This window comes from Actinoallomurus sp. CA-150999 (assembly GCF_050942425.1).
Taxonomy (GTDB): Bacteria; Actinomycetota; Actinomycetes; order Streptosporangiales; family Streptosporangiaceae; genus Actinoallomurus.
In genome coordinates, this window is the sequence record NZ_CP192063.1 from 4,598,415 (window position 1) to 4,620,997 (window position 22,583).

The window sequence follows — 22,583 nt, forward strand, 5'->3', positions numbered from 1 at the left end:
CTACAGACTGAGCATGAGTTCGGTGTGCTCAGCCGGACGCTCCGAACGATGTTGAGCGTCCTGGTCCCCCGCGTTCGCTCCGCAGCCGGGCGGCACGGCTCGTGGTCGTGGTCCCAGGGTGCGGGGGCGGGGTTCCTCACGCCCTGGGGCGTCCGGTCGGGCCTGGACGGTCCGATGCCCCTGCTCATCGCTCTGGTGAGCAGGGGGCGGTGCCGTCCGTCGCCGGATCGGGTGTCCCAGGGCGCGTCGTCCGATCGCCACCGCCGCCGCCTCATGGCGGGTGGCCTTTCTGTTTTTGCTAGTGAGGGGTTTTTGCCAGTGCTGGGCCCCCCACTTGCTGGTGTAGGCAGGGTCGACGGCGACGATGGTGATGTCGAGTTCGGCGGCCATCGCCACCAGCCGATTTCGCAGTTTGGCGACGGGCATGCCGGAGATCAGGTTACGGAACCGCTTGCGGCGCCCGTGTTTTTCGCGGGTCGTCTCCGCCTGGAAGTCCAGGTCTTCGATCGCGATGGCCAGGTTGTGCCGTGCGGCCCAGTGCAGGAGGCGGGTGAGGGCGTGGCGGACTTGGGCGTCGCGGTGGGTGGTGGTGCCGGTCAGGTCGTAGTCGAATCGGCGGGGTTCGCTGATGGGATTGCCGTGGGTGTCGAGGCACCAGGCGGCCAGGTGGTCGGCGTTGGTGTCAACCCCGATCACACCACCTGCCCGGACCGCCTCCAAGGGGACGGCCTTGACCGGCGGGATCGTCCAGGACGCTGTCACGTACCAGCGCCCGCGCTGGATGTCTTCGCAGATACGGTAGGCCACGGCCCGGTTGCCACTGATGCGGTCGCGCCATTGGTCGCCGCGGTGTGGGAACGACACCTTCGAGGTGAGGATGTAGCGGCCGTGTGCGGTGTTGGCCAGGTGCGCCAACGGCGTCGGCAGCTTGATGGAGACCTCACCCTCGGGGCTGATGCGGATGGTCTCGTTCCCGTACCGCTTGCCGGATTCGCCATCAGCGGCCAGGAATCGGCGCTCGGCCCGCCAGCGTTCACGCCAATCGGCCTTGGTGAGGTCGGCGGCTTCCAGGTTGTGTCGAGTGCGCAGCAGTCGCTTGCCGCCGCGCACCACGCGAACGCGCCCGGCCTGGTGGTCGGCCCGCTGGTGTTCGAGCCGGTCCTGGAGCAGGCGCAGCCGCCGGGTCTTGGCGAACCACTCCTCCGCGTCGCGGTACCCGCCCGGTGCTTTCTTCGTGCCCTTCTCCCCGACCGGCAAGGACAGCCGGTGGGTGATCGTGGCGATCCCGGCTTCGAGGCTGCGGATGTGGGCGAGTTGGGCACGGCGTGCCAGCGCCCACTGGTCGTGGGTGGCCTTAGTGATCGCACCGGCCCACCGCGAGGACGACTCGGCGGTCAGGGCCCGTTTGCGGTCCGCCCACTGCCCGGTGTCGTGATCCAGCCCCGCCGCACATCGTGCCTTCAGGTCGCTGGAGGCGAGCGAACCCAGGTGGTCACCCACCAGCCGCAGCACCTTCACATCGGCCGGCGTCAGGCCTTTGAGCCGGTCGCGGATCGAGACCCCAGACGGCCCCAGCGCAACGAACGGTGCATCGATGGAACGCAGCTCAGCCATGTGACCCCTTTGCGCTCCGCCTGCTCCGTCAAATTCACATCGTAACCATAGCGTCACTCAAAGACACATGATGCACACTCCCGCATACTCACATTCCAGCAGTTCAGCACCCCCGCTGACCGCCCCGGGACGCGGTGGCGGTCTGCTCGAGGTCGCCCGGCGGCGATACCTGCTCCGTCTCCTGGTCCGCCGGGAGCTGCGGAGCCGCTACCAGGGATCCCTGCTCGGACTGGGCTGGTCGTACGTCCGCCCCGCCGTCAACTTCGCGGTCTACTTCTTCGTCGTCGGCATCTTCCTGAAGATGAGCAAGGCGATCCCCGGTTACCCGGTGTTCCTGTTCTCCGGGATGGTGGTGATCAGCTTTTTCACCGAGACGCTGATCACCAGCACCTGGTCCGTCATCGGGAACGCGCCGCTCGTCCAGAAGATCTATCTGCCGCGCGAGATGTTCCCCGCCTCGTCGGCGCTCGTGTCGATGGTGCACATGCTGCCCGGCCTGGCCATCCTGTGGGGCGGCGCGCTGCTCGGCGGCTGGACGCCGTCCGCGCTCGGGTTCGGGTCGATGGCGCTCGGCTTCGCGATCGTGGCCGTGCTCGGCCTGGCGTTCGGTCTGCTGTTCGCCGGGATCAACGTGTTCTTCCGCGACTTCGGCCAGGTCGTCGACATCCTCAACATCGTCATCCCGTGGACCGTCCCGATGATCTACCCGTGGACGACGGTGCAGGAGTCGACCGGGAACGGCCTCGGCCTGCAGCTCTACCTCGCCAACCCGCTCGGGACGGCCACGTTGCTGTTCCAGCGGGCGTTCTGGTGGCCCGCCAACCCCCGCCAGGCCCACCTGCCCGACGGCACGCCGACGTTCCCCGACGGCAGGCACGCCTTCCCCGACCACCTGACCGTACGAGGCCTGGGAAGCCTGCTGGCCGCCGTCGTGCTGCTGGGGCTGGCGCAGATGGTCTTCTTCCGCCTGCAGCGGCGGTTCGCCCAGGAGCTCTAGAGATGGAATCGATCGTCGTCGACGGCGTGACCAAGCGCTTCACACTGCGCCACGCGCACTCGATCAAGGAGATGACCGTACGGGCCGCGCGGCGCCAGAGCCTGTCCGAGCGGTTCACGGCGCTCGACGAGGTGTCCGTGACCGTCGAGCAGGGTGAGTCGCTCGCCCTCATGGGCCTCAACGGATCGGGCAAGAGCACGCTCCTCAAGCTCATCTCCGGCGTGATGCAGCCCGACGGCGGGTCGGTGGGCGTCCGCGGCCGGGTCGCGGGCCTGATCGAGGTCGGCGCCGGTCTGCACCCCGACCTGACCGGCCGGGAGAACATCTTCCTCAACGCCGCGATCCTCGGCATGAGCAAGGCGGAGACCGAGGCGAAGTACGACGCGATCGTCGCGTTCTCCGAGATCGAGAAGTTCCTCGACACCCAGGTGAAGTTCTACTCCTCCGGCATGTTCATGCGGCTCGGCTTCTCCGTCGCCGTGCACACCGAGCCGGACGTCTTCCTCGTCGACGAGGTCCTGTCCGTCGGCGACCCGCCTTTCCAGAAGAAGTGCCTGGAGCGCATCGAGGAGCTCCACGACGAGGGACGCACACTCGTAATCGTCTCCCACGACATGGGCACCCTGGAGAAGGTCAGCGGGCGCGGCGTCGTGCTGCGGGAGGGCCGGGTGGCGTTCGAGGGCGACATCACCGACGCCGTCGACTTCCTCGCCCCGCCGGACGGCCCCCTCGACGCCGCGCGCCGCCAGCGGGCTCGCGAGGAGGCCAAGCTCGCCGCCGCCACGCTCAAGCAGGAAAAGGCCGCGGCCGCCGAGACCGCCGAGCTGATCGAGGAGATCATGCCCGACGCGCCGGCGTTCCCCGACCCGCAGGCGACGCTCGAGCACGCCCTGTCACTCGCCGAGGGCCAGGAGGGCATGGCGCTGGAGTTCGGCGTCTTCTCCGGCCGTACGCTGCGGACCATCACCGCCGCCCGCGACGGCAAGAACGTCTTCGGCTTCGACTCCTTCCAGGGGCTCCCCGAGGACTGGCGGGAGGGCTTCCCGGCGGGCACCTTCGCCGTCGACGAGCCGCCCGAGGTGCTCGGCGCCGAACTCGTCGTCGGGCTGTTCGAGGACACGCTGCCCGGCTTCCTCGACGAGCACCCCGAACCGGTCGCCTTCCTCCACGTCGACGCCGACCTGTACTCCTCGACACGGACCGTCCTGCGCCACGCCGGCCCCCGCCTGCGGCCCGGCAGCGTCATCGTCTTCGACGAGTTCTTCGGCTATCCCGGCTGGCGCGAGCACGAGTACCACGCCTGGACGGAGTACGTCGCGGAGACCGGCCTGCGGTTCCGCTACGAGGGATACACGCGCGACAACGAGCAGGTCATCGTACGGATAACGGAGCAATGACCCCCATGGACAAGGGCTCCGCGAACGGCGCCGTACCCGAGGCCGCCGCGAGCGTTGAGCGGAAACGGCCGGCAGGGCGGCTCCGCGAGCTCGACCTGCTGCGTTTCGTGGCCGCGGCCGCCGTGATGCTGCACCATTTCACGGGCGTTCCCGCGCCGGAGTGGCCCGGCGGGAACGCCCGTACGATCTTCCCCGGTCTCGGCCAGGTGACGCGCTGGGGCTTCCTCGGGGTCGAGCTGTTCTTCCTGATCAGCGGGTTCGTCATCCTGATGAGCGCCTGGGACCGCCGCGTCGGCGACTTCGCCGTGTCCCGCGTCGTGCGGCTGTTCCCGGCCTACTGGGTGAGCGTCGTGCTCTCGCTCGCCGCGTACCTCGCGTTCCACTCCTACGTTCCCTTCGGCCCGGGTACCGACGGGCCGATCAGGCGGTTCCTGCCCAACCTGACGATGCTGCAGGAAGGCGTCGGATCACAGCGCATGGAGGTCGTCTACTGGACCCTCTACGTCGAACTGCACTTCTACGCGCTCATCGCGCTCTTCGTCTGGCGGGGCATCACCTACAGCCGGTGCGTCGCGTTCATGACCGGCTGGCTCCTGCTCAGCGTGTTCGCCATGGAGGCCGACTTCGGTTTCCTCAAGGTCGTGCTCCTCTGGCGGTACGCGCCGTTCTTCGTCGCCGGAATGGGGTTCTTCCTCATCTACCGGTTCGGCGGCAACCTCATCGTGTGGCTGCTCATCGCGGCGAGCTGGGCACTCGGCTGCTACTACGACGTCAAGTACAACTTCCCCGACTTCATCGTTCCGGGGGTCTCGGAGTACGTCATTCCGGCCGGCGTCACCCTGGTCTTCGTGATCATGGCGCTCGTCGCCACGCATCGGCTGGCGTGGCTGCGCTGGCGCGGTCTCACGCTCCTTGGGATGCTGACCTACCCGCTGTACCTGGTCCACCAGACGGTCTCACGGACGCTCGTCCCGCGGCTCTACCCGCACATGAGCCGATGGGCGGTGCTCGGCGTGCTGATCGCCGTCGCGCTCGTGTCGGCGTACCTGATCCACCGGCTCGTCGAAGTGCCCGCGCAGCGCGTCCTCCGTGGTCGGCTGAAGGCGGCGCTGGCGCAGATCCGGCGGGGCGGTCTTCCCGAAACGGACGGCACGCGTCGCGAAGAGCCGGTGCCGGCGGAGCGGCCTCCGGCGGACGGCGCGGAGCTCACGTCCTCCTGAGCGGCGTCATCGGACGGGTGCCAGATCGATCGCGTCGATCTCCGCGCTGCAGGTGTCCCGGCTGAACCGTACGGTGTTCCGGCCCGCGTTCAGTGACACGTCGACGGCGGTGATGGTCCACTGGTCCCAGCCGTACGGGCGGTAGACCAGCCGCCCCTGCGGCCGGCCGTTGACCGAGAGCGACTGGTCGCAGGGGGTGCTCATGCCGTCGGCGGCGCGCACGTACATCCGGTACCGGCCACCGCTCGGCAGCGGGAGCGCGAACTCCAGATAGCTCCCCGGCGCGGCGAGATAGCCGGCCTTGCCGTTGCCCGACGCCCGCGGCGTCGTCAGTCGTTCCCCGTTGCCGATCGTCGCGTACGCCGGCGTCTCCGCCTCCCACCGTGTCATCGGAGTACCGGTCAACGCGGTGTACCAGCGCGCCGCCATCTTCGAGTAGCCGCCGTCGCTCGGATGAACACCGTCGGCGGACAGGTCGGTCTTCGTGAGCGCCGCGTGCATGTCGACGAGATGGACGTGCCGGCCGCGAGCGACCCGCGCCGCGACGATCCCCGGGATCGCCGCGTTGTACCGCCGGGCCAGACCGTCACCCACCGGATCGGCCAGCGGCACGATCGTCGCCACGTACACCTGCGCGTTCGGCAGCGTCCCGGTGATGAGGTCCACCAGCGCGGCGAGCCGCGCCGGAGCCTGCGGCAGCGCACTGCGCTGGATCACGTCGTTCGTGCCGATGTGCAGCAGCACGACGTCGGGGCGGTAGGTCCGCAGCCACGCTCGTACGTGCACGGCGAGCTGGTGGATCCGCCACCCGGGGTGGCCCTCCTCGGCGCGGTCGCCCAGCTGCGCGGGACCGTTCGACCGCGACCCGACGAAGTCGACCGACATCCCGTCGGCGGTCATGTACTGCCACAGGTCGCTGCGGTAGCCGCCGAGCGTCTGCAGGCCATCGGTGATGGAGTCCCCGAGCGGCATCACCCGGAGCGGCGGTCTGGACGGCGCGATCGTGACGGAACGCCGGGGATCCGTCGTGGCCCGCGACCTCGCCTCCACGCACGCCGTGGCCGTGACGAGCAGGCATGCGCTCGTCACGGCTGCCAGGGCGGCCTGGAGCCGGCCGCTCACGACCGTGCGACCTCGTGCGGGACCCTCATGGCAACGGCCTCCGCCACAGCGTCGGCTGCTCACCGCGGTGATCCGCGCTCACCCCGACGGCGAGGAGGTCGGCGCCCAGCGGAGTCATCCCGGTGAGCCACTGGTCACCCCGGCCGGACAGACCGGTTCCCTGGGGTGTCTCCGCGGTCCAGGAGCGTCCGTCCCGGGACGTCCACAGGACGACGTCGGAGCGCCCCAGCCGCCCGGCGGCGCCGGTGACGACGAATCCCCGGGGCGTGGCGGTCGCGGCGGTGACGAGGGAGTTCCGGTCGCTCGAGTCGGGACCCGCCGGGCCGGCGGCCGGCAACCGGACCTCCTGCCACGATGACCCGCCGTCGGCCGACACGAACGCGAAGGCCACCCGGCCGGAGTTCGTCGCGGCGGACCCCGCGGCGACGATCACGTTGCCGACGGCGGCGACCTTGTCGAACCACCCCTCGATCGAGCCGGAGGGAAGCGGTATCCGGTGGAGCGTCCACTTCTTGCCGTCGGGCGAGGTCCAGGCGGCCGGCCGGCCCGACGGGGCGTCCTTCACCGACGGATCGCTGAGGCCACCGACCGCGACGTATCCGAACGAACCGCCGACCACGCCGCGCATCCAGCGATTGGCGTTCTGACCGCCTTGAAGATCCGCGCCGCCGCCGCGATCCCATGCCTTCAGATCCGACGAATGCCACGTCGCCGCGGAGAGACCGGACTCACCGACGACCACGTAACCCGCCGGGCCGACCGTCGCCGCGTACGTGGCCACGTGATCGACGCCCTTCACCGCGAACGCGCCTCCGCCATCGGCGGCCCGCCAGGTCGTGCCGTCGTCGGAGGCGACGACGAGCGGACGGGCCGCGTCGAATCCGACGGCGAGCCAGCCCGCGTTCCCGGAGACGACGCTGATGAGACGCTGCCGGCCCGGCCGGGCGAACACCTGCCCCTGGGCGCGGCTCCATCTCCTACCGTCGGCGGACGTCCAGACCGCGGCGTCACCGTTCGTGCTGCCCGCGACGACGCTGAGCCGCGACCCCGTCGCGACCGACGTCAACGCCTGGTCGTTCTGGACCGCTCCGGCGATCCGGGTGGGATCGACGGCGATCTCCTGCCCACCGGAATCGCGCACCGCGAGCACCGCGTTGGCGTCCTCGGTGTCGTTGTTCTCGCGGCCGGCGACGATCGTCGCGCCGGCGGTCACGGCCATACCCTGGATCGCGACGCTCGACGGCGCCGGCACCTCACCGGCGTTCTGCCAGGACCGCCCGTCCGCGCTGCGCGCCAGCAGCACCTTCTTGTCACCGCCGATGAGGGCGGCCACGCCACGGTCGGATCCGGCCAGCCGCTGGAGACCGCCATAGCCGGGCAGGTGGATCTCTCCGGCGGTCTGCCACTGCCTGCCGTCGGCGGACGTCATCACCACGCCGTACCGCTCCGACTTGCCGCTCGCGTTACGACCGGCGACGAAACCGGACGGGGTGGCCGCGATGGCGACGCCCGGACCGGCCGTGCCCTTCGGATGCGGCACGTCGACCGGCTCCCAGGACCGTCCTCCGTCGGCGGACCGCCACACGGCGTCCTTGACGACCTCGCCCTTGCCGTCGGTCGTCCAGCCGTAGGCGAGCGCGGTGTTGCCCACCGCCGCAACGTCGACCAGGGTCAGCGGCCCGCCGGACAGCGACATCTTGAGCTGGTCATTGCCGAGCCGCTCCCAGTTCCGGCCGTCCGACGACAGCCAGACGACGGGCACCGCGTCGCTGTAGTCGCCCTTCTGCGAGGTGTCGCCGATGGCGACGAATCCACTCGCCGTCCTCGCGACCTTGGCGATCCGATCACGGCCGAACGCCGCACCCGCCACATCGGGCTGCCGGACCCAGGCGCTCCCGTCACGGCTGGTCCAAACCGCCGTCCCGGTGTGAGAGCTTCCGAGGGCGACCCAGGCACCGCCCGAACCGGCGATCACCCGCGGGACGTCACCGTACGCGGGTTCCGCCCCGTCGGCCGTCTTCAAGCCGCCGAGCCGGAAGGTACGCCCGCCGTCGGTGGAGACGAGGAACTCCGCCCGATAATCCGCCGTGTCGGCCTCTCCGCCGATGGCGACCACGATCGAGCCCGACGACGCGACCCCGAGCAGCTCCTGGTCCCGCCCATCGGTCCTGGCCTGCGGATCGGCGGCGAACAGCCGGGCCGCCGGCTGGGCGGCCGGCATCTTCGGCGAGGTCTTCTCGTCACCGGTGAGCACGTACACCCCGCCGGCGACCAGACCGGCGACCACGACGCCCGCGACGCCGATGAGGATCGGCCGCAGGGGCACCCGGCGACCCGACCGGCGGGGTGTCTCCGTACGCCACGGTTCGTCGAACCGGACGGTGGTCTCACCCGAGGTCCGCGGGTCGCGTCCGGGAGGGACGGGCGGCCGCGGGGTGGACCGCGGGGCCATCGCGGACGGCGGCAGGTCCAGGGCGGTCGGTTGGTCCGCCCCGCCCGCGTCGTACGCCGGGAAACGTGGCGGCTCCTGCTCGCCCGGGCCGTACGAGGGCGGAGGCACGGACGGGGAGGGCTCCACCGTCGGGTCCCAGACCGGCTGTGGTGGGATCCGCCACGGGTCGGCCTGCGGTTGCGGAGCCCACTCCTGGGTCTCCGGCGGCTCCTGCCATCCCGCGTCGCGCGGCGCCGGCCCCTCGGTCTCCTGGGGCGGTGGGCCAGAGGGAGGCGGTGGGCCGTAGGGCGGGGGAGCCGGGGCACCCTCCGGCGGCGGTCCGTACGGCGGCGAACCGGGCAGGCCCGGCGGCGCGGCGCCGTACGACGGCGGGACGGGAATGGTCCAGGGAGGCAGCGGCGGCTGAGCCGGATCCGGCCCCCAGCTCGGAGGCGGCGGGGGAGGAGACGACCACTCGTCGTCGGCCGGAGGCTCCGTGTTCGGATCGTCGTCCGGCGTCTTCTGCCCGGCCACGCGTACCCTCCCCGTCCATCGCCGCGAGGGCGACCCCCAACCCGACCTCCACGCGGAGCGTCGTTGGGCGAATCTTATCGGGACAAAGCGGTCATGTGGGCGCACTCGACGCCGGTTTCCTCCGCCGGCATCCGGACGGGTTGTAGAGCGGCCGCCCTTCGGTTGAATCGGCCGCGCGATTCGTTTCCAAAGGCCGTTGCTCTTCGTAGTTGGAAGAGGGCTTTATGTGCTGCTTCGGTAACTCTCGATGTGGCCACACTCGGTCGTGCGAGGCCTTCTTGGGAGTGGCTGCGCGGATAACTGCAGATCAGCGGCCGTGCCAGTTAACGGTGAAAATCCGAGTGTGATTTACGTAACATCGCACTGGCTATTCATGTGATCTTGTCGGTGTTAGGTTCCGTCCGGGCTTTTGCTTTTTATTTACGTTCAATTTCAGGGGGTCTCGCGCGTGATGAAGACGGCAACGGGCGTGCTCGGGTTTGTCCTGGCAATGTCGCTGCTGTCGGTCGCGAACGGTGGAACCGCCGACGCGGCGGCTACCACTAGGCCGAGCGGTGTGCGCATGTCCGCGCCGGAGTCGGCGCCAAGTGTCACGTCCAACCTGAAGGATGTCGACTCGGGAGCGAGCAACGACGCGATCGGACGAACGGCGACGTTCACATTCGCCCCGAACGGCGCCACCGGCGTGACCAGGTACCAATACGCGTGGGGCGACGAGACGGCGGCCGGAGCCGCGGGCGCGCCGTCCGTGGCGGCCGACACCGACGGCACGGCGAAGGTAACTCTTACCGTGCCCTTCACTCAGGATTTCATCTACCGCTTGTACGTATTCAGCTACGACCAGGCGAACAACCAAAGCGTCAACCCCGGAATCTTCGAATTCCGCCTCGCTTCACCCGCAGGCCCGGTGAGCCACTGGAAACTCGACGAGTCGCGTGGCACGGATTTGGTCGATTCTGCTGGCCACAACACCGCGACGCTGTTCGGCGGCACGCCGGGCGTTCCCGGAAGGGTCGATCAGGCGCTCGATCTGAACGGCAACGGTGACCACGCGGCCGCGGCGTCGCCGGCGGTGCACACGGACAAGAGTTTCACCGTTTCCGTCTGGGCGCGGTTGGGCGACGCGACGCACTATTCGACAGCGGTGAGCCAGGCGGGCAGTAAGTTCAGTGGGTTCCAGATCTATTACTCGCCGTCCTATAAGACCTGGGTGTTCGGTCGGCACTCGACCGACGCCGACGGCGCGGTCGAGGTGCCTGTGGTCGCGGACGCGCCCGCCCGGCTGAACAGGTGGACCCACCTCGCCGGGGTTTACGACGCGCCGAGCCGGCAGCTGTCTTTCTATGTCGACGGCGCTCCGCAATCCGGTCGGGCGTCGGTCACCTCGCCGTGGGACGCGACGGGACCGTTGCAGATCGGGAGGGCCCTGGAAAAGAGCGCTTTCCGCAACCCCTTCCACGGCGATCTCGACGACGTCCGAATCTACGACCGTGTCGTGTTTGGAACCGAGCCCGACGGCATCGGGGGCTCGACCGGCGGCATCGCGGACCTGGCGAACCGGCCGGTCGTACGGGAGGGGTACTGGCCCGCCGACGGCGGCTCTGGAACCACCGTGACGGACTCCAGCGGACGCGCCCACGACGCCACGCTCAACGCTGCCGACGCCTGGACCGCCGACGGAAAGGCCGGCGGTGCGCTCGACCTCAACGACGCGAAGAAGGAACACGCCGTGACGACCGGCCCGGTTCTTCGGACGGACAGCGGCTTCACGGTCGCGGCGTGGGTTCGGCTCACCAAGGCTCCCAGCGGCAATGCGACCGCGCTGGCGCAGAACGGCTCGCGTCGCAGCGCATTCCGACTCGGCTATCGGGTGGTCGACGGTACCGGCTATTGGTCGTTCGGAATCTCGGCGGCCGACACCGACGGCGCGACGTCCACTGACACGTACAGCGTGAATCCGGCCATGGTCGACGGGCAGTGGCATCACCTCGCGGGCGTCTACGACCCGGCGGCGAAAAAGGTCCGTCTGTACGTGGACGGCGATCGCGTGGCGCAGACCTTCATCGCAGCGCCGTGGAACGCGGGCGGCCGATTCGACATCGGCGCGGCGAAGGCCAACGGTGCCGCAACCGACTTCTGGCCCGGTGGGATCGATGACGTTCAGGCGTTCACCGGCGTCCTCACCAACGACGAGATCAACGCGATGGGTACCTGAGACCACCGACGCGGAATCAGGCGATCCACCGGGCAGTGGGCTAGGTTTCGCGGTGCCAGGCGCTGTCCAGAACATCCATCGGCCGTGCCGAAGACGGGCAGCCATACCGGTGGCGCGCTAGCGATCGATGGCGAGCCAGGAGGCGAGTGAGCGCAGGTCGTCGGTTGGGCGCGGCTCGGAGTGGGCGATGGCGTGCACGGTCTCTCGGACGAGTGGGTGGTAGCGGACCTGCTGAGGAGCGATCCGCCGAGCGCTCTGCAGCGTGCTGAGAGCGCGACGGCGGTCGCCGTGGTAGAGCCACGCGCGGGCGAGTTCGATGCGGTAGTGGCCGAGGCGGACCGGAGGAAGAAGCGTAGTCAATCCGGTCCGTTCGGCCCGCTCGGCTCGTTCGATGGCGAGCGTGCCCTCCGAGCCTTCGATGGCGGCCGATACCTCATGGATCCCGACGTTGGCAGGTCCGAATTCCATGCCGTAGTGGTTGGCGTCCGGGCGCACGAGTGTGGCGATGCCGCGAGCCTCGGCGAGGTGGTCATCGGCGGTGCGGCGTCGATTCGCCCGTGCCGCGAGGATCGCCGAGCGTAGATGCAACGAGCCGTAGACGCTCAACGTCGCCTCGTCCATCCGGCCTGCGTCGTCGCCGAGGTCGCGGCGGGTGCGCTCCATCAGGGCCAGTCCCTGGTCGTAAGCGCCGACACCGAGCAGAGACGCTCCGCGAGACCAGTTCGTCCGAGCAACCCGGAGATGATCCTGAGACTGCCGTGCTGCCCATTCGATGCGGTCGAGCGTTAGCACCCGCAGGTCGAGGTGGCCGAGCAACTGGCCCAGTGCGGAGACTCCGCCGTACGCCTCGGCGAGCAGGGCGTACAGGCCCGGACGGCTGCGGTCGTCGGCTTCGGCGATGGCGGCGGACAGCTCGTCGAGGAGGGCGGGCAGTGTCTTTCCGAGCTCGAGATAACGTGCTCGACGGCCGAGCAGTGAGACATGCGCGACCTCCCGTCGGAGATCCTCGACTGGCCGAGGTAGCGCGTCGAGGTCGGCCGGCAGGTCGTACGTGAGCAGCGCGCGGCGAAGCGGGTGGATTGTCGCCTGCAACTGATCCGCACGACTCTGAGGGTCGTCGTACGGCTGGCCGGTGATCCGGGTGATCTCGACTCCGAGCGCCCGCGCGACCGCCGCGATGAACGCAGGTGATGCGGCGACATGGCCGGCTTCGACTTTTGTCAGCAAGCTGTAGGAAATATGGGCATTATGTGCGAGCCGACGGCCGGTAATCCCTCGCATTTTTCGGAGGGCAGCGACTCTGCTTCCGACGCGGTCATCGTCCTGCATGGTGCGGCCTTCATTCCGGAACGATTTCAAAGGTCTTTGAAACTACGGACCAGTGCTCTTGTCACAAGCTTGCTCACCGACGGCGACGCCCGGCAACCGATTCGGGGGATCGTCCCAGGGCAGATGTGGAGGAGCACGGACGAATGGCGGCAGTGATCATTGGAACCCTGGAGGTTCCGGCCATGGCCCGGGAAGTGCGGAACGTACGACGCTGGCTGCGTGACGTCCTTCCCAGCGAGTACCGGGCGCTCGCGGACGACATCGTCCTGCTGGGTGTCGAACTCGTCACCAACGCCCTCAGGCACTCGGACTCGGCCGTACTCGACTCCGCCGGACACCCGGGGCGCATCACGGTCGCCGTGTTAACTCAGCGTCAGGCGCTCCGCGTGACGGTGTCGGACGCGGGGTCGTCGTGCGGCGTCCCGAGAATGATCGATCGCGGACCAGGGGCGGAGACCGGCCGGGGGCTCCGAATGCTGGATGTTCTCACCGGAGGTCGGTGGGGGGTGTCCGGCGATCAACGCGGCCGTACGGTGTGGTTCGAGGTCTCACTCCCGTAGACGCGGAGTACGGCATTTCACGGTTCCGTATGTGGCGGGGTTACGGGCGCTGAAGGTCTTGCTCCATCTGTCACCGATCACCTGGTGGCGGATTCGCGTTCTTCTGGCATGCTTGTCCGCATGATCGAGAGAATCGAGTCCACCGTCCGCCGGTGAGCGAGACGGCCGGGCGTGGACCGCTCGGAGACCAGCTGAGCCTGTACGACCATGCGCTACGGCTCCATCATTTGAATCCCGAGGCTCCACTGCCTCGTGACGGCGAGCCGTACCCCGACGACGAACAGCATCGACGAAAGTCGCCTTCCTGCGATGACCCGCGTCGGCGAGGCATGGATGCTGCGGCCACCCTGGATGCTTACTTCGCACGCGCGGAGGCCGGCCCCGGCGAGCTGACCTGGGCCTTCCACGAGATAGACGTCCCGATTCACCGCAATGAGCACATCGCCGCGGCGGCGCTGCGGGCCGACCGTGAGAGGGTTCAGGAGACGGGGCGATGGTTGGTTCGGAACAGCCCTGATCGCTGCTCTGTCCTGATCGGACTGGCGCTGCTGGCCACCGGCTGGGCGGATGACGACATCGAGCTGATCCGGATCATCGGCCTGCTCACCGACAAGTTCAGCCCGCTCGCCGCCGATGCGTTGAAACGTCGCAGAGACGGCACAGACGCATTGCTCTGGCTCGCCCAACGAGCCGCGGGCTGGGGACGGGTCTATCTCGTCGAAGCACTCTGTACGGCGGGCGTTCGCCGAGCCCGGTCCTGGCTGCTGCGGCAGGCGTGCGACGGCGACTACCTCAACGGCTACTTCGCGGGCAAGGTCGCGACGGCGGCTCATCTCCACGAAGCGATCACTTCGCCCGACGCGGACGACGAATTGATCGATCACTCCGGCCGCCTGCTCGGAATCATGGCTGACTGTGGCGGGATGGGGATGACCTGGGAGGGCTACCCTCCGATCCGCATCGTTCTGAATGCCTATGTCGGTCACCTCGTCGGCCAGACACCGAATCTGGATCGCTATCTCGCTGCCGCAGGCATCGCCGACCATCTTGCCCAGGCATCGCCCGATCGCCTTGCCATGACTCCAGACCATCGAGAACGGCTGGTCGACCGATACCTCGCCGTACTGCGACGCGCCGAATGGAGCGAAGCCGCACAGGCCGGGTTCGACCCCGCCAATGATTTCTTCGCCTGGTTCGCTCGAACGGTCGGATACCGACTCCGGTTGCCTGTTTTCCGCGAATCGGATGTCGACGAGTGATCCAACGAGTTCGGCGAGGAACTACTTGAGCCACTGGGCGGTGGGCCAGGTTTCGCGGCGCCAGGCGCTGTCCCAGAACATCCACTCGTACTCGGTGGCGCGGAAGAAGGCGCGGGCCATGCCCTCTCGCGTGGCCGCGTCGGTCGTCGCCGCCAGGCGGTCGGTGATGGCCTTCGCGCGTTCGGTCGATTCGGCGAAGGCCGGGTCGGAGTAGGTCGCGATCCAGGCGCGGTAGGGGTGGTTCTCGACACCGGCCGTGTTCTCGAGCAGGGCCGTGCCGACGTCCTGGTAGACCCAGAAGCACGGCAGCACGGCCGCCGCGAGCACCGGGTACGGGTCGGCGAGGGCCGTCGCCTGCAGGAACGACGAGTAACCGAGGCAGGTCGGGGAGGTGTCGATGCCCGCCAGGTCGTCGGCGGTCAGGCCGAACTCCTCGATGTAGCCGGCGTGCAGCGTACGCTCCGCCGCCAGCGCGGCGTGCGCGCTCTCGGCGAAGAAGACCGCGTCGTCGGTGTCGGTGGCCCGCGCGGACGCGACCGCGAGTGCCCGGGAGAACGCCTCCAGATAGCGGGCGTCTTGCACGATGTAGAATGCGAACCGTTCACGGTCGAGCGTGCCGGCGCTGAGTGCGGTGTTGAACGGGTGCTCGTGGATCGCGCGGATCAGGCGGGCCGAGCGCTTCCACACGTCGTCGCAGAACATCGGGTCCTCTCAGCGGTCACCGGACGGCGAGGCGAGGACGTTCGAGCAACACCAGGAAGCTCTGGTCACTGGTGACGTCCCTTCGCTAGTCCTAGCTAGATCAGGTTCGACGGGTGTGATCTCAGCCCGGATTCGCCCCGGGCACCCCGCGTCACCGCCGACCGTAACAACAACCGGCTGGACATGACCACCCGCCGCTGCCACCTTGCGGGTCGGGCGTCACACGGATAGCGCCCGAGGGCGGTCGTCCTCAGAGGGCCTTCCTGTACCAGTCGTCACCGTCCGCGACTGCCCGGCGCTCGAGGTAGTCCTGCAGCGATCGGGCGGCCCATAGGCGTTCGTCGGTCTCGTGGTCCCACACGAACAGGTCGTCGGGTCGTCCCGCCGGGACCCGGACGTACGCGAACCGATCTCCGCCGCCGTTGTCCCCTATGAACATGAGCTGGTCGAACGACATGTACAGCTGGGCGAAGTCGGCGCTCTCCCGGAATTCGGTGTTCTGCTCGATGATCTCCTGCACCGACCACACCAGGCAGGACCCGTAGTCGGCCCGCACACCGTCGGTCTCCCGCAGCAGCCGTCGCAGCTCCTCCGGAGCCGGCTGCCCCAGCCGCCGCTCGATCTGATCGATGCCCGCGTCGGACGCGGGATCGGCGAACTCGGCATCGTCGTACAGCCGCTCGATCAGGTCTCGCCACATCCCAGGCTCTCTCGCCGTCTGCAGGAATCGGAGCCTAGCGCGGCAGGTCGATCCGGTACTGGATGAAGCCGCGGTTCTCCGCCACCTTGTCGTACAGGCGCCGCGCCGTGGCGTTCGACTCGTGGGTGTGCCAGTACACGCGGGCGCAGTCGTGGGCCTTGGCCCAGTCGGTCACGGCCGCGATCAGGGCACGTCCCACGCCCATTCCCCGGGCCTCCGGCGCGGTGAACAGGTCCTGCAGGTAGCAGACGTCGGCGTCGGGAATCGACGTGCTGGCGTGAGGGAGGAAGTGCACGATGCCGATGAGCCGGCCGTCCAGCGTCGCGCCGAGGGCGTGCATGCGCGTGTCCGCCAGGAACTCGCGCCACGCCTGCTCGTACATCTCGGCGGGTTCCACGCGCTCGTAGAAGTCGATGTAGCCGCGGAACAGGTCCTCCCAGGCGGCCCTGTCGGACGGAACGAGTTTGCGGATGGTGATCATCGGTCTCCTGTCAGGTCGAGCGGGCCGGAGGTCGACGGACGCTTCCCGCGTACGGCCGGCGACGCGGACAGGCCCAGGCGTCCGAGCGTAAGGACGAGCGGTCTGCCGGAACACGGCCACTTCACGACGAAAGAGAAGAACCAATATTGCCGGTGCGGCGGACGGCGAGGGCGATCGCGCCGAGAAGTTCGGCGTGGTTCTCCAGGGCCCCGGTTGTCACGGTCACCGCCCGCGCCACCCCCGGCTGGGCGTAGCGCGTGATCATTTCGCGGATGCCGTCGGCGAGCACGCCGTTCGGCAGGCCGAGTTCGCCGCCGACGATGATCACCTCGGGGTTGAGCACGTTGCACATGTCGGCCAGCGTCCGGCCGATGGTGCGTCCTGCGTCGCCGACGACGCGGACGGCTCCCGAGTCTCCCGCCTCCAGCAGCCGGATCACGTCGGCGATGGTGAGCGGATCCGCGTGCATCGGCTGGAGGGCGGCGATGATGTTCGGCGTCGAGACCAGGGTCTCCAGGCAGCCGCGGCTGCCGCACCGGCACAGCAGACCGTTCGCCTCGACCTGCACGTGGCCCAGTTCGCCCGCGTAGCCGCTGACGCCCCGGTACAGGCGTCCATCGAAGATCAGCCCGGCGCCGACGCCGGTCGAGACCTTGACGAACACCAGGTCGCGTACGCCGGCGCCCGCTCCGTAGGTCAGCTCGCCGATGGCGCCGAGGTTGACGGCGTTCTCCGTGAACACCGGCCGATGGACACGCTCTTCGAGGCCGGCTGCGGGATCCAGGTCGACCCATCCGGGCAGGATGTTGTTGACCAGCACGCGGCCGGTGCGCCGGTCGAGCGGGGCGGGCAGGCCGAGGACGACGTTGTCGATGTCCTCTCTCGGATGGCCGATTTCGCGCAATATTCCGCTCAATTCACTGGCAGCGGTGTCGAGGGCCGCGCCCACGGAGATGTCCACCGCGAGCCGTACGTGGCGCTCGGCGGCGACGTCGCCCGACAACGTGGCCACCGCGACCCGGAGGTCGCCGTGCCCGAAGGCCATGCCGGCGACGAGGCCCGCCGACTCGGTCAGCGCCAGCCGGGCGGGCGGCCGGCCCGGACCCGTCCCGGCTTTCTCGGCTGCGGGCAACTCGCGCAGGACGCCGTCGTCGATGAGCCGCGCGACCAGCACGGCCACGGTCGCGCGCGACAGCTCGGTCATCCGCTCGAGATCCGCCCGGGTGACCGATCCGCGCTCACGCACCGCCGCGACTACGCGGTCGAGGTTGTAGGCGCGGTGCGATCGAGACCTGGCTGCGCTCATGGCGCCCCCTACACATGCGGGTTCACCAATTCTGTCACTTACTCAGCATAATAAGGCCGAATGTGGCGCTTATCAGTCTGTTGACACGGCAGAAATCGCGTTTTAACTTCACAAAAACCCCCATATGCGCGCAGCCGAGGGGCCCCTGGACCCGACGGAGAGCCATGAGTAAGCCAGTACGGAGATCTCTTCGGCGTACCGCGATCGCCTGCGCGCTCGCGGTCACCCTCCCGGTGAGCCTGGCGCTCGCCACAGAACCCGCCGGCGCCGCCACGCCCACGGCGGGCGCCACGGCGACGGTGCACGCCGACGGCGGTTACACCATCGACACCAGCGCACCGCGCTACCACTTCGGTGGTTCGGTCGGCGCCTCCGCGAGCAACATCAAGACCGTCCGCGGCCGGGACGGCGTGGGCGCCTACCACGAGACCGACTTCGACTACACGGCCGGCGGCGCGGCGCGGAGCAGCGGCATCCGGACCTACGACAACAGACCGGTGGTGCTCTTCAGCACCACGTACCGGCAGGCGGCGGCCAACGCCGATCCGTTCCCCGCGCTGTCGTCGCGGCCCTCGCTGCCGCACAACGAGAGCTTCAACGGCTGCTTCGCGGGACACCGACTCGACGCCTCGGGCGACCCGGGCTTCAGCCCGTACCTGGCGTTCGACGCCTCCCACAGCGGCTACATGCTCTCTCCCGCCTCGAACTTCACAACCGGGGTCGTGAAGTTCGTGAACGGCGCGCTGACCAGCACCGTCTCCTCGGGGGTCGGTAGCCTGCCGGCCGGGTTCACCCAGAAGAGCATCCTGGCGTACGGCACCAGTATCAACGGCGTGTACGACACCTGGGGCAACACCCTGACCGGCCTGTCCGGCAAGCACCGGCCGGCGCAGAGCTCCACGAACACCCTCGCCAAGCTCGGCTACTGGACCGACAACGGCGCCTCCTATTACTACAAGTACGACTCCAACCTCGGTTACGAGGGCACGCTGCGGGCGGTCCAGAACGACTGGAAGAGCAAGGGCCTGCCCATGGGGAACCTGCAACTGGACAGTTGGTGGTACCCGAAGGGCCCGAACGCCGGCTGGAACGACAAGCCGGACGGTGAGTACCGCTATGAGGCGGAACACACTCTGTTCCCGAACGGCCTCGCCTCGTTCCAGAAGAGCGTCGGCGTACCCATGATCACCCATGCCCGGTGGATCGACCCGTCCAGCCCGTACCGGAGCCAGTACACGATGTCCGGGAACGTGATCACCGACCCGGCGTACTGGAACGACCGGATGAGCTACCTCAAGTCGTCCGGGGTCGACACCTACGAGCAGGACTGGCTGTGCGCGGGCGCGCAGCCCGACTTCAACCTCACCGACCGCGCAGCGTTCCTCGGCAACATGGCCAAGGCCGCGGCGGCCAACGGCCTCGACATCCAGTACTGCATGGCACTGGCGCAGGACTACCTGCAGAGCACGCTGTACGGCAACGTGACCAACGCCCGGGTCTCCAACGACCGGTTCGAGCGGTCCAAGTGGGATGAGTTCCTCTACACGTCACGCCTGGCCGGCGCCCTCGGCGTGTGGCCCTTCACGGACGTGATGATGAGCACGGAGACCCGGAACCTCCTGCTGTCCAACCTGTCCGCCGGCCCGGTCGGTGTCGGCGACCCGATCGGCCAGGAGAGCGCCGCCAACCTGAACAAGGTGGCGGAAGCGGACGGCACGATCGTCAAGCCGGACACCCCGATCGTCCCCGATGACGCCACCTACGTCCGCGACGCCTCCGGATCGTCCGGCCCGATGGTGGCGACGACCGGCAGCCGGCACGGCTCGCTGTCCGCCGGCTACGTCTACGCCTACGCCCGCACCGTCCCGGCACCCAAGCCGGACACGACCTACGAGGCCGAGGACGCCACCCTGTCCGGGCCCGTAGTGGGCACCGACCACTCCGGCTACACCGGCCGTGGGTTCGCCGACTACCAGCACGACTCCGGCGACTACGTGGAGTGGACCGTCAACGCGCCGTCCAGCGGCACGTACACGCTGATGTTCCGGTACGCCAACGGCGGCGGCGCCGACCGGCCGCTCGCGGTCTCGGTGGACGGCGGCGCGGCCTCCACCCAGGCGTTCGCCCCGTCCGGCAGCTGGGACACCTGGGCGGTACAGCCGGTCGTGGTCGAACTTTCCGCCGGTCGGCACACCGTACGGGCCACCACGACGGGAGCCAACGGCCCGAACATCGACAACCTCGGCGTCAGCGCCGGTACGGTCAGCCTCCCGACGACCGACGACGCCTCCTTCCGGCCCGCCGACCTCGGCGTCACCGGCAAGGCGTACGTGTACGACTACTTCGCCGGCAACGGTGCGCTGGTCGACGGCAACGCCCCCTACACGGCCCAGGTGACCCGCGACGGGTCCTACCTCCAGGTGGTCCCGGTGGGCAGGTCGGGCATCGCCTTCCTCGGCGACGCGGGCAAGTTCGTGTCCCTGGGCAAGCAGCGGATCCGGTCGCTGTCCGACAACGGCAGGGTCCACGTCACGGTCGCGTTCGCCGCGGGAGACGGCCCGGTGACGCTGCACGGGTACTCCCCAGGCCCGGTGTCGGCGACCGCCTCCGGCGGCAGCGTCGGTCAGGTCGGCTACGACAGCGGCTCACACCTCTTCTCGGTACGCGTCAGCCCTGGCCACGGATCCACCGTCCCAGTGACCTTGACCCGGCGGTGACGCCACGGCCGGTCTGCCTTCCTCTCCTCCGCTCGGCCAGAGAGGAGGGCAGACCGGCCACGGCCGTCGTCGTCGCGGGCGTGGGGGCACCGCGTCAAACGACCATTCTGTTCGTCGCCGGACCTGGGGCTGTCCGGACCGGCAGACCGGGGGCTGGCGGCAGTGCCCCGGGTGCCGGTGCGGTCGTAGCGTGGGCCGCCGAAGAGAGATCGGGAGCCGTCGCGGCCGCGTCCACGCCGCCGACGAGATGACCGGGTGATGCGGGGACGGAACAGGCCGGAGTGTCGATGCACGGATTCGGACTCGTCCGAGCGGCGAACGCGGTGTCGTATCTGCGCGGGTTCGTCCTCTCCGGGATCGCCACCGTGCTCGTCACCCGGGCGTGCCTGGCGCAGGCCGGCTATCCCAAGGTCGGCAGCGGGAACCTGCACATCGCCCACGCCCTGTGGGGTGGCCTGCTGATGGCGGCGGGCGTGGTCATCGCCGTCGCCTTCCTCGGCCGGTCGGCGCGAATATGGGCCACGGTGGTCGGCGGCGTGGGCTTCGGCCTGTTCATCGACGAGATCGGCAAGCTGGTCAACAAGACCGGCTACTTCTACCGGCCGGCCGCCGGGCTCATCTACCTCACCTTCGCCGCGCTCGTCCTCCTCACCCAGTGGACCGGCGGACGGACACTTCTCAGCCCACGCGAGCGTACGGTCAACGCCGCCTCTGTCGCGCTGGCCGGGATCACGTCGGGCCTGACGCCGCAGGAGCGCCGCGCGGCGGTCCGCCTGATCGAGGAGGTGGACGGCGAGGCCCAGGCCGCGCTGCTGCACCTGCTCACGGCGGCACCCGACCGGCGGCCCGCCGCCCCGCGCCCGGTACGCGCGGCGGTGGCCCGGGCCCGCACCGCCGCCGGTCGGCTCGTCGCACACCGCGCCGTTCTCCGCGTCGCCGTCTACTACCTCGTCGCCCGGGGGACGCTGACCCTCGCCGGGGTGATCGCTGACGAGTTCATCACCACGCGCGCCGGAGAACAGGAGACAGGCGCGGTCGCGGCCGTCGTCTGCTGCGCGGTCGTCTCGACGGTTCTGGGCGTGTACGGCCTGGCGCGGCTGCGCCGCGACCGCATGGCGGCCTTCCGGGTGTTCAACGCCGCGGTGCTGCTCGACATCCTCGCCGGGCAGTTCTTCAAGTTCACGATCAACCAGTTCGCGGCGCTGTCCGGCCTGGCCATCGACCTCCTCGTGGCCTGGATCATCGCGACGGAATTCCGCCGCCTCAAGCCCGGCTCTCCGGACCGCGAGCCTGCCACAGATCGTGGATCTCCCGCGCGCGGCTGAACTCCGCGGCCACGCCAGGAGTGCTCGCCACGGCGGACGCGGCCTCCAGCAAACGCACCACGGCCGGGCAATCGATCCAGCCTTCCAGCACGCGATACCACTCGCCGTCGGCCGCCGAACCGACCGCGAAGTCCTGGATCAGCCAGGCCAGGTGACGCGCCGCCGCCTCGCTGCGCCGTGTCTCCCAGTGAGCGAGGTACGGCGCGATCGGCACCTCCAGCGCCCCGATGAGCTCCAGGACGTCCAGCACGCTCCACCGGCGCGGGTACGCGCTCAGCGTCGCCCGCCACCAGGCCTCGGTGAACGTATGGATCGCGGCGCGCTCATCAAGCGGCCAGTCCCGCAAGATCCTCCCGATCTTGTTGAGGAAAGTCCAGGCCACCGCGCATTCGTCGATCTCCTCGCGGGCGATCAGCTCCAAGGCGCGGGGGAGGAAATGCTTGAGTTCCGCCTCGTCTCCCCACGTCGACAGCGCGCGCGATATGACGGGATAAAGGTCGTCGGCGCTAAGTCGGCGCAGTGGCCTCGCCCGTGTCGCCGCGACCTCCGCGGTGGTCACGCAGTGGGTGCAGACATCCGGCGTCGGCGGAAGCGGATATCGGGCGAACGCCGAGTGCAACCGTTGGGATGCCTCTTCCAAGTCCAGCGGTTCACTCACGGTTGAAGACGATACG

Annotated in this window: 17 protein-coding genes and 1 riboswitch; of the genes, 8 read left to right on the plus strand and 9 right to left on the minus strand. The window is 69.2% G+C overall.

All coding sequences use genetic code 11. The features are described 5' to 3' along the window. Positions 1–1,614 (minus strand): IS200/IS605 family accessory protein TnpB-related protein, encoded by a 1,614-nt coding sequence (locus ACQP2O_RS21505; RefSeq protein WP_433187909.1) that lies wholly within the window; start codon positions 1,612–1,614, stop codon positions 1–3. A 70-nt stretch (positions 1,615–1,684) separates the two neighbouring features. Here ACQP2O_RS21505 and ACQP2O_RS21510 point away from each other — a divergent pair, with 70 nt between their 5' ends. From ACQP2O_RS21510 to ACQP2O_RS21520, 3 genes are read left to right on the plus strand one after another with little or no spacing between them, the layout of a single operon-like run. Continuing rightward, positions 1,685–2,611, plus strand: coding sequence for an ABC transporter permease (locus ACQP2O_RS21510; protein ID WP_433187911.1), 927 nt, complete (start codon positions 1,685–1,687; stop codon positions 2,609–2,611). A 2-nt stretch (positions 2,612–2,613) separates the two neighbouring features. Then, positions 2,614–4,008 (plus strand): ATP-binding cassette domain-containing protein, encoded by a 1,395-nt coding sequence (locus tag ACQP2O_RS21515; RefSeq protein ID WP_433187914.1) that lies wholly within the window; start codon positions 2,614–2,616, stop codon positions 4,006–4,008. Continuing rightward, positions 4,005–5,228 (plus strand): acyltransferase family protein, encoded by a 1,224-nt coding sequence (locus ACQP2O_RS21520; RefSeq protein WP_433187918.1) that lies wholly within the window; start codon positions 4,005–4,007, stop codon positions 5,226–5,228. Before ACQP2O_RS21515 ends, ACQP2O_RS21520 begins: the two co-directional genes overlap by 4 nt. A gap of 6 nt (positions 5,229–5,234) precedes the next feature. Here ACQP2O_RS21520 and ACQP2O_RS21525 read toward each other — a convergent pair whose 3' ends face one another. Beyond that, positions 5,235–6,350 carry a GDSL-type esterase/lipase family protein gene (locus tag ACQP2O_RS21525; protein ID WP_433187921.1) on the minus strand — a complete coding sequence of 372 codons (1,116 nt, stop codon included), beginning with the start codon at positions 6,348–6,350 and terminating at the stop codon, positions 5,235–5,237. A 25-nt stretch (positions 6,351–6,375) separates the two neighbouring features. After that, positions 6,376–9,315, minus strand: coding sequence for a hypothetical protein (locus ACQP2O_RS21530; protein ID WP_433187924.1), 2,940 nt, complete (start codon positions 9,313–9,315; stop codon positions 6,376–6,378). A gap of 451 nt (positions 9,316–9,766) precedes the next feature. Between ACQP2O_RS21530 and ACQP2O_RS21535 the strand changes: the two genes are divergently transcribed. Then, positions 9,767–11,530 carry a LamG domain-containing protein gene (locus tag ACQP2O_RS21535; RefSeq protein ID WP_433191104.1) on the plus strand — a complete coding sequence of 588 codons (1,764 nt, stop codon included), beginning with the start codon at positions 9,767–9,769 and terminating at the stop codon, positions 11,528–11,530. 117 nt (positions 11,531–11,647) lie between these two features. Here ACQP2O_RS21535 and ACQP2O_RS21540 read toward each other — a convergent pair whose 3' ends face one another. Continuing rightward, positions 11,648–12,859, minus strand: a complete 1,212-nt coding sequence (locus ACQP2O_RS21540) for a helix-turn-helix domain-containing protein (RefSeq protein WP_433187927.1) — start codon at positions 12,857–12,859, stop codon at positions 11,648–11,650. Between the two features lie 143 nt (positions 12,860–13,002). On the opposite strand from ACQP2O_RS21540, the gene ACQP2O_RS21545 reads away from it, so the two are divergent. Beyond that, positions 13,003–13,419, plus strand: a complete 417-nt coding sequence (locus ACQP2O_RS21545) for an ATP-binding protein (protein WP_433187930.1) — start codon at positions 13,003–13,005, stop codon at positions 13,417–13,419. Between the two features lie 152 nt (positions 13,420–13,571). Next, positions 13,572–14,678, plus strand: coding sequence for a hypothetical protein (locus tag ACQP2O_RS21550; RefSeq protein WP_433187932.1), 1,107 nt, complete (start codon positions 13,572–13,574; stop codon positions 14,676–14,678). 21 nt (positions 14,679–14,699) lie between these two features. Here ACQP2O_RS21550 and ACQP2O_RS21555 read toward each other — a convergent pair whose 3' ends face one another. The 4 genes from ACQP2O_RS21555 to ACQP2O_RS21570 all read right to left on the minus strand — a co-directional run bounded on the left by ACQP2O_RS21555 (position 14,700) and on the right by ACQP2O_RS21570 (position 17,867). Continuing rightward, entirely contained in the window at positions 14,700–15,380 is a 681-nt protein-coding gene (locus tag ACQP2O_RS21555; protein ID WP_433187935.1) for a TenA family protein, read from the minus strand. Between the two features lie 60 nt (positions 15,381–15,440). Further along, a riboswitch (TPP riboswitch) is annotated at positions 15,441–15,539 on the minus strand. 91 nt (positions 15,540–15,630) lie between these two features. Next, positions 15,631–16,080: an SMI1/KNR4 family protein gene (locus tag ACQP2O_RS21560; protein WP_433187938.1), complete on the minus strand. Its 450-nt coding sequence runs from the start codon at positions 16,078–16,080 to the stop codon at positions 15,631–15,633. A gap of 34 nt (positions 16,081–16,114) precedes the next feature. Beyond that, entirely contained in the window at positions 16,115–16,561 is a 447-nt protein-coding gene (locus tag ACQP2O_RS21565) for an N-acetyltransferase family protein (RefSeq protein ID WP_433187941.1), read from the minus strand. A gap of 121 nt (positions 16,562–16,682) precedes the next feature. Continuing rightward, entirely contained in the window at positions 16,683–17,867 is a 1,185-nt protein-coding gene (locus ACQP2O_RS21570; RefSeq protein WP_433187944.1) for an ROK family protein, read from the minus strand. Between the two features lie 164 nt (positions 17,868–18,031). On the opposite strand from ACQP2O_RS21570, the gene ACQP2O_RS21575 reads away from it, so the two are divergent. Both ACQP2O_RS21575 and ACQP2O_RS21580 read left to right on the plus strand, forming a co-directional pair. Continuing rightward, positions 18,032–20,584, plus strand: a complete 2,553-nt coding sequence (locus ACQP2O_RS21575) for a carbohydrate-binding protein (RefSeq protein ID WP_433187946.1) — start codon at positions 18,032–18,034, stop codon at positions 20,582–20,584. A 287-nt stretch (positions 20,585–20,871) separates the two neighbouring features. Then, positions 20,872–21,909 carry a hypothetical protein gene (locus ACQP2O_RS21580; protein ID WP_433187949.1) on the plus strand — a complete coding sequence of 346 codons (1,038 nt, stop codon included), beginning with the start codon at positions 20,872–20,874 and terminating at the stop codon, positions 21,907–21,909. On the opposite strand, the gene ACQP2O_RS21585 is transcribed toward ACQP2O_RS21580, so the two are convergent. After that, positions 21,848–22,468, minus strand: coding sequence for a hypothetical protein (locus ACQP2O_RS21585; RefSeq protein WP_433187952.1), 621 nt, complete (start codon positions 22,466–22,468; stop codon positions 21,848–21,850). The two genes, ACQP2O_RS21580 and ACQP2O_RS21585, sit on opposite strands and share 62 nt — an antisense overlap. Between the last annotated feature and the right edge of the window lie 115 nt (positions 22,469–22,583).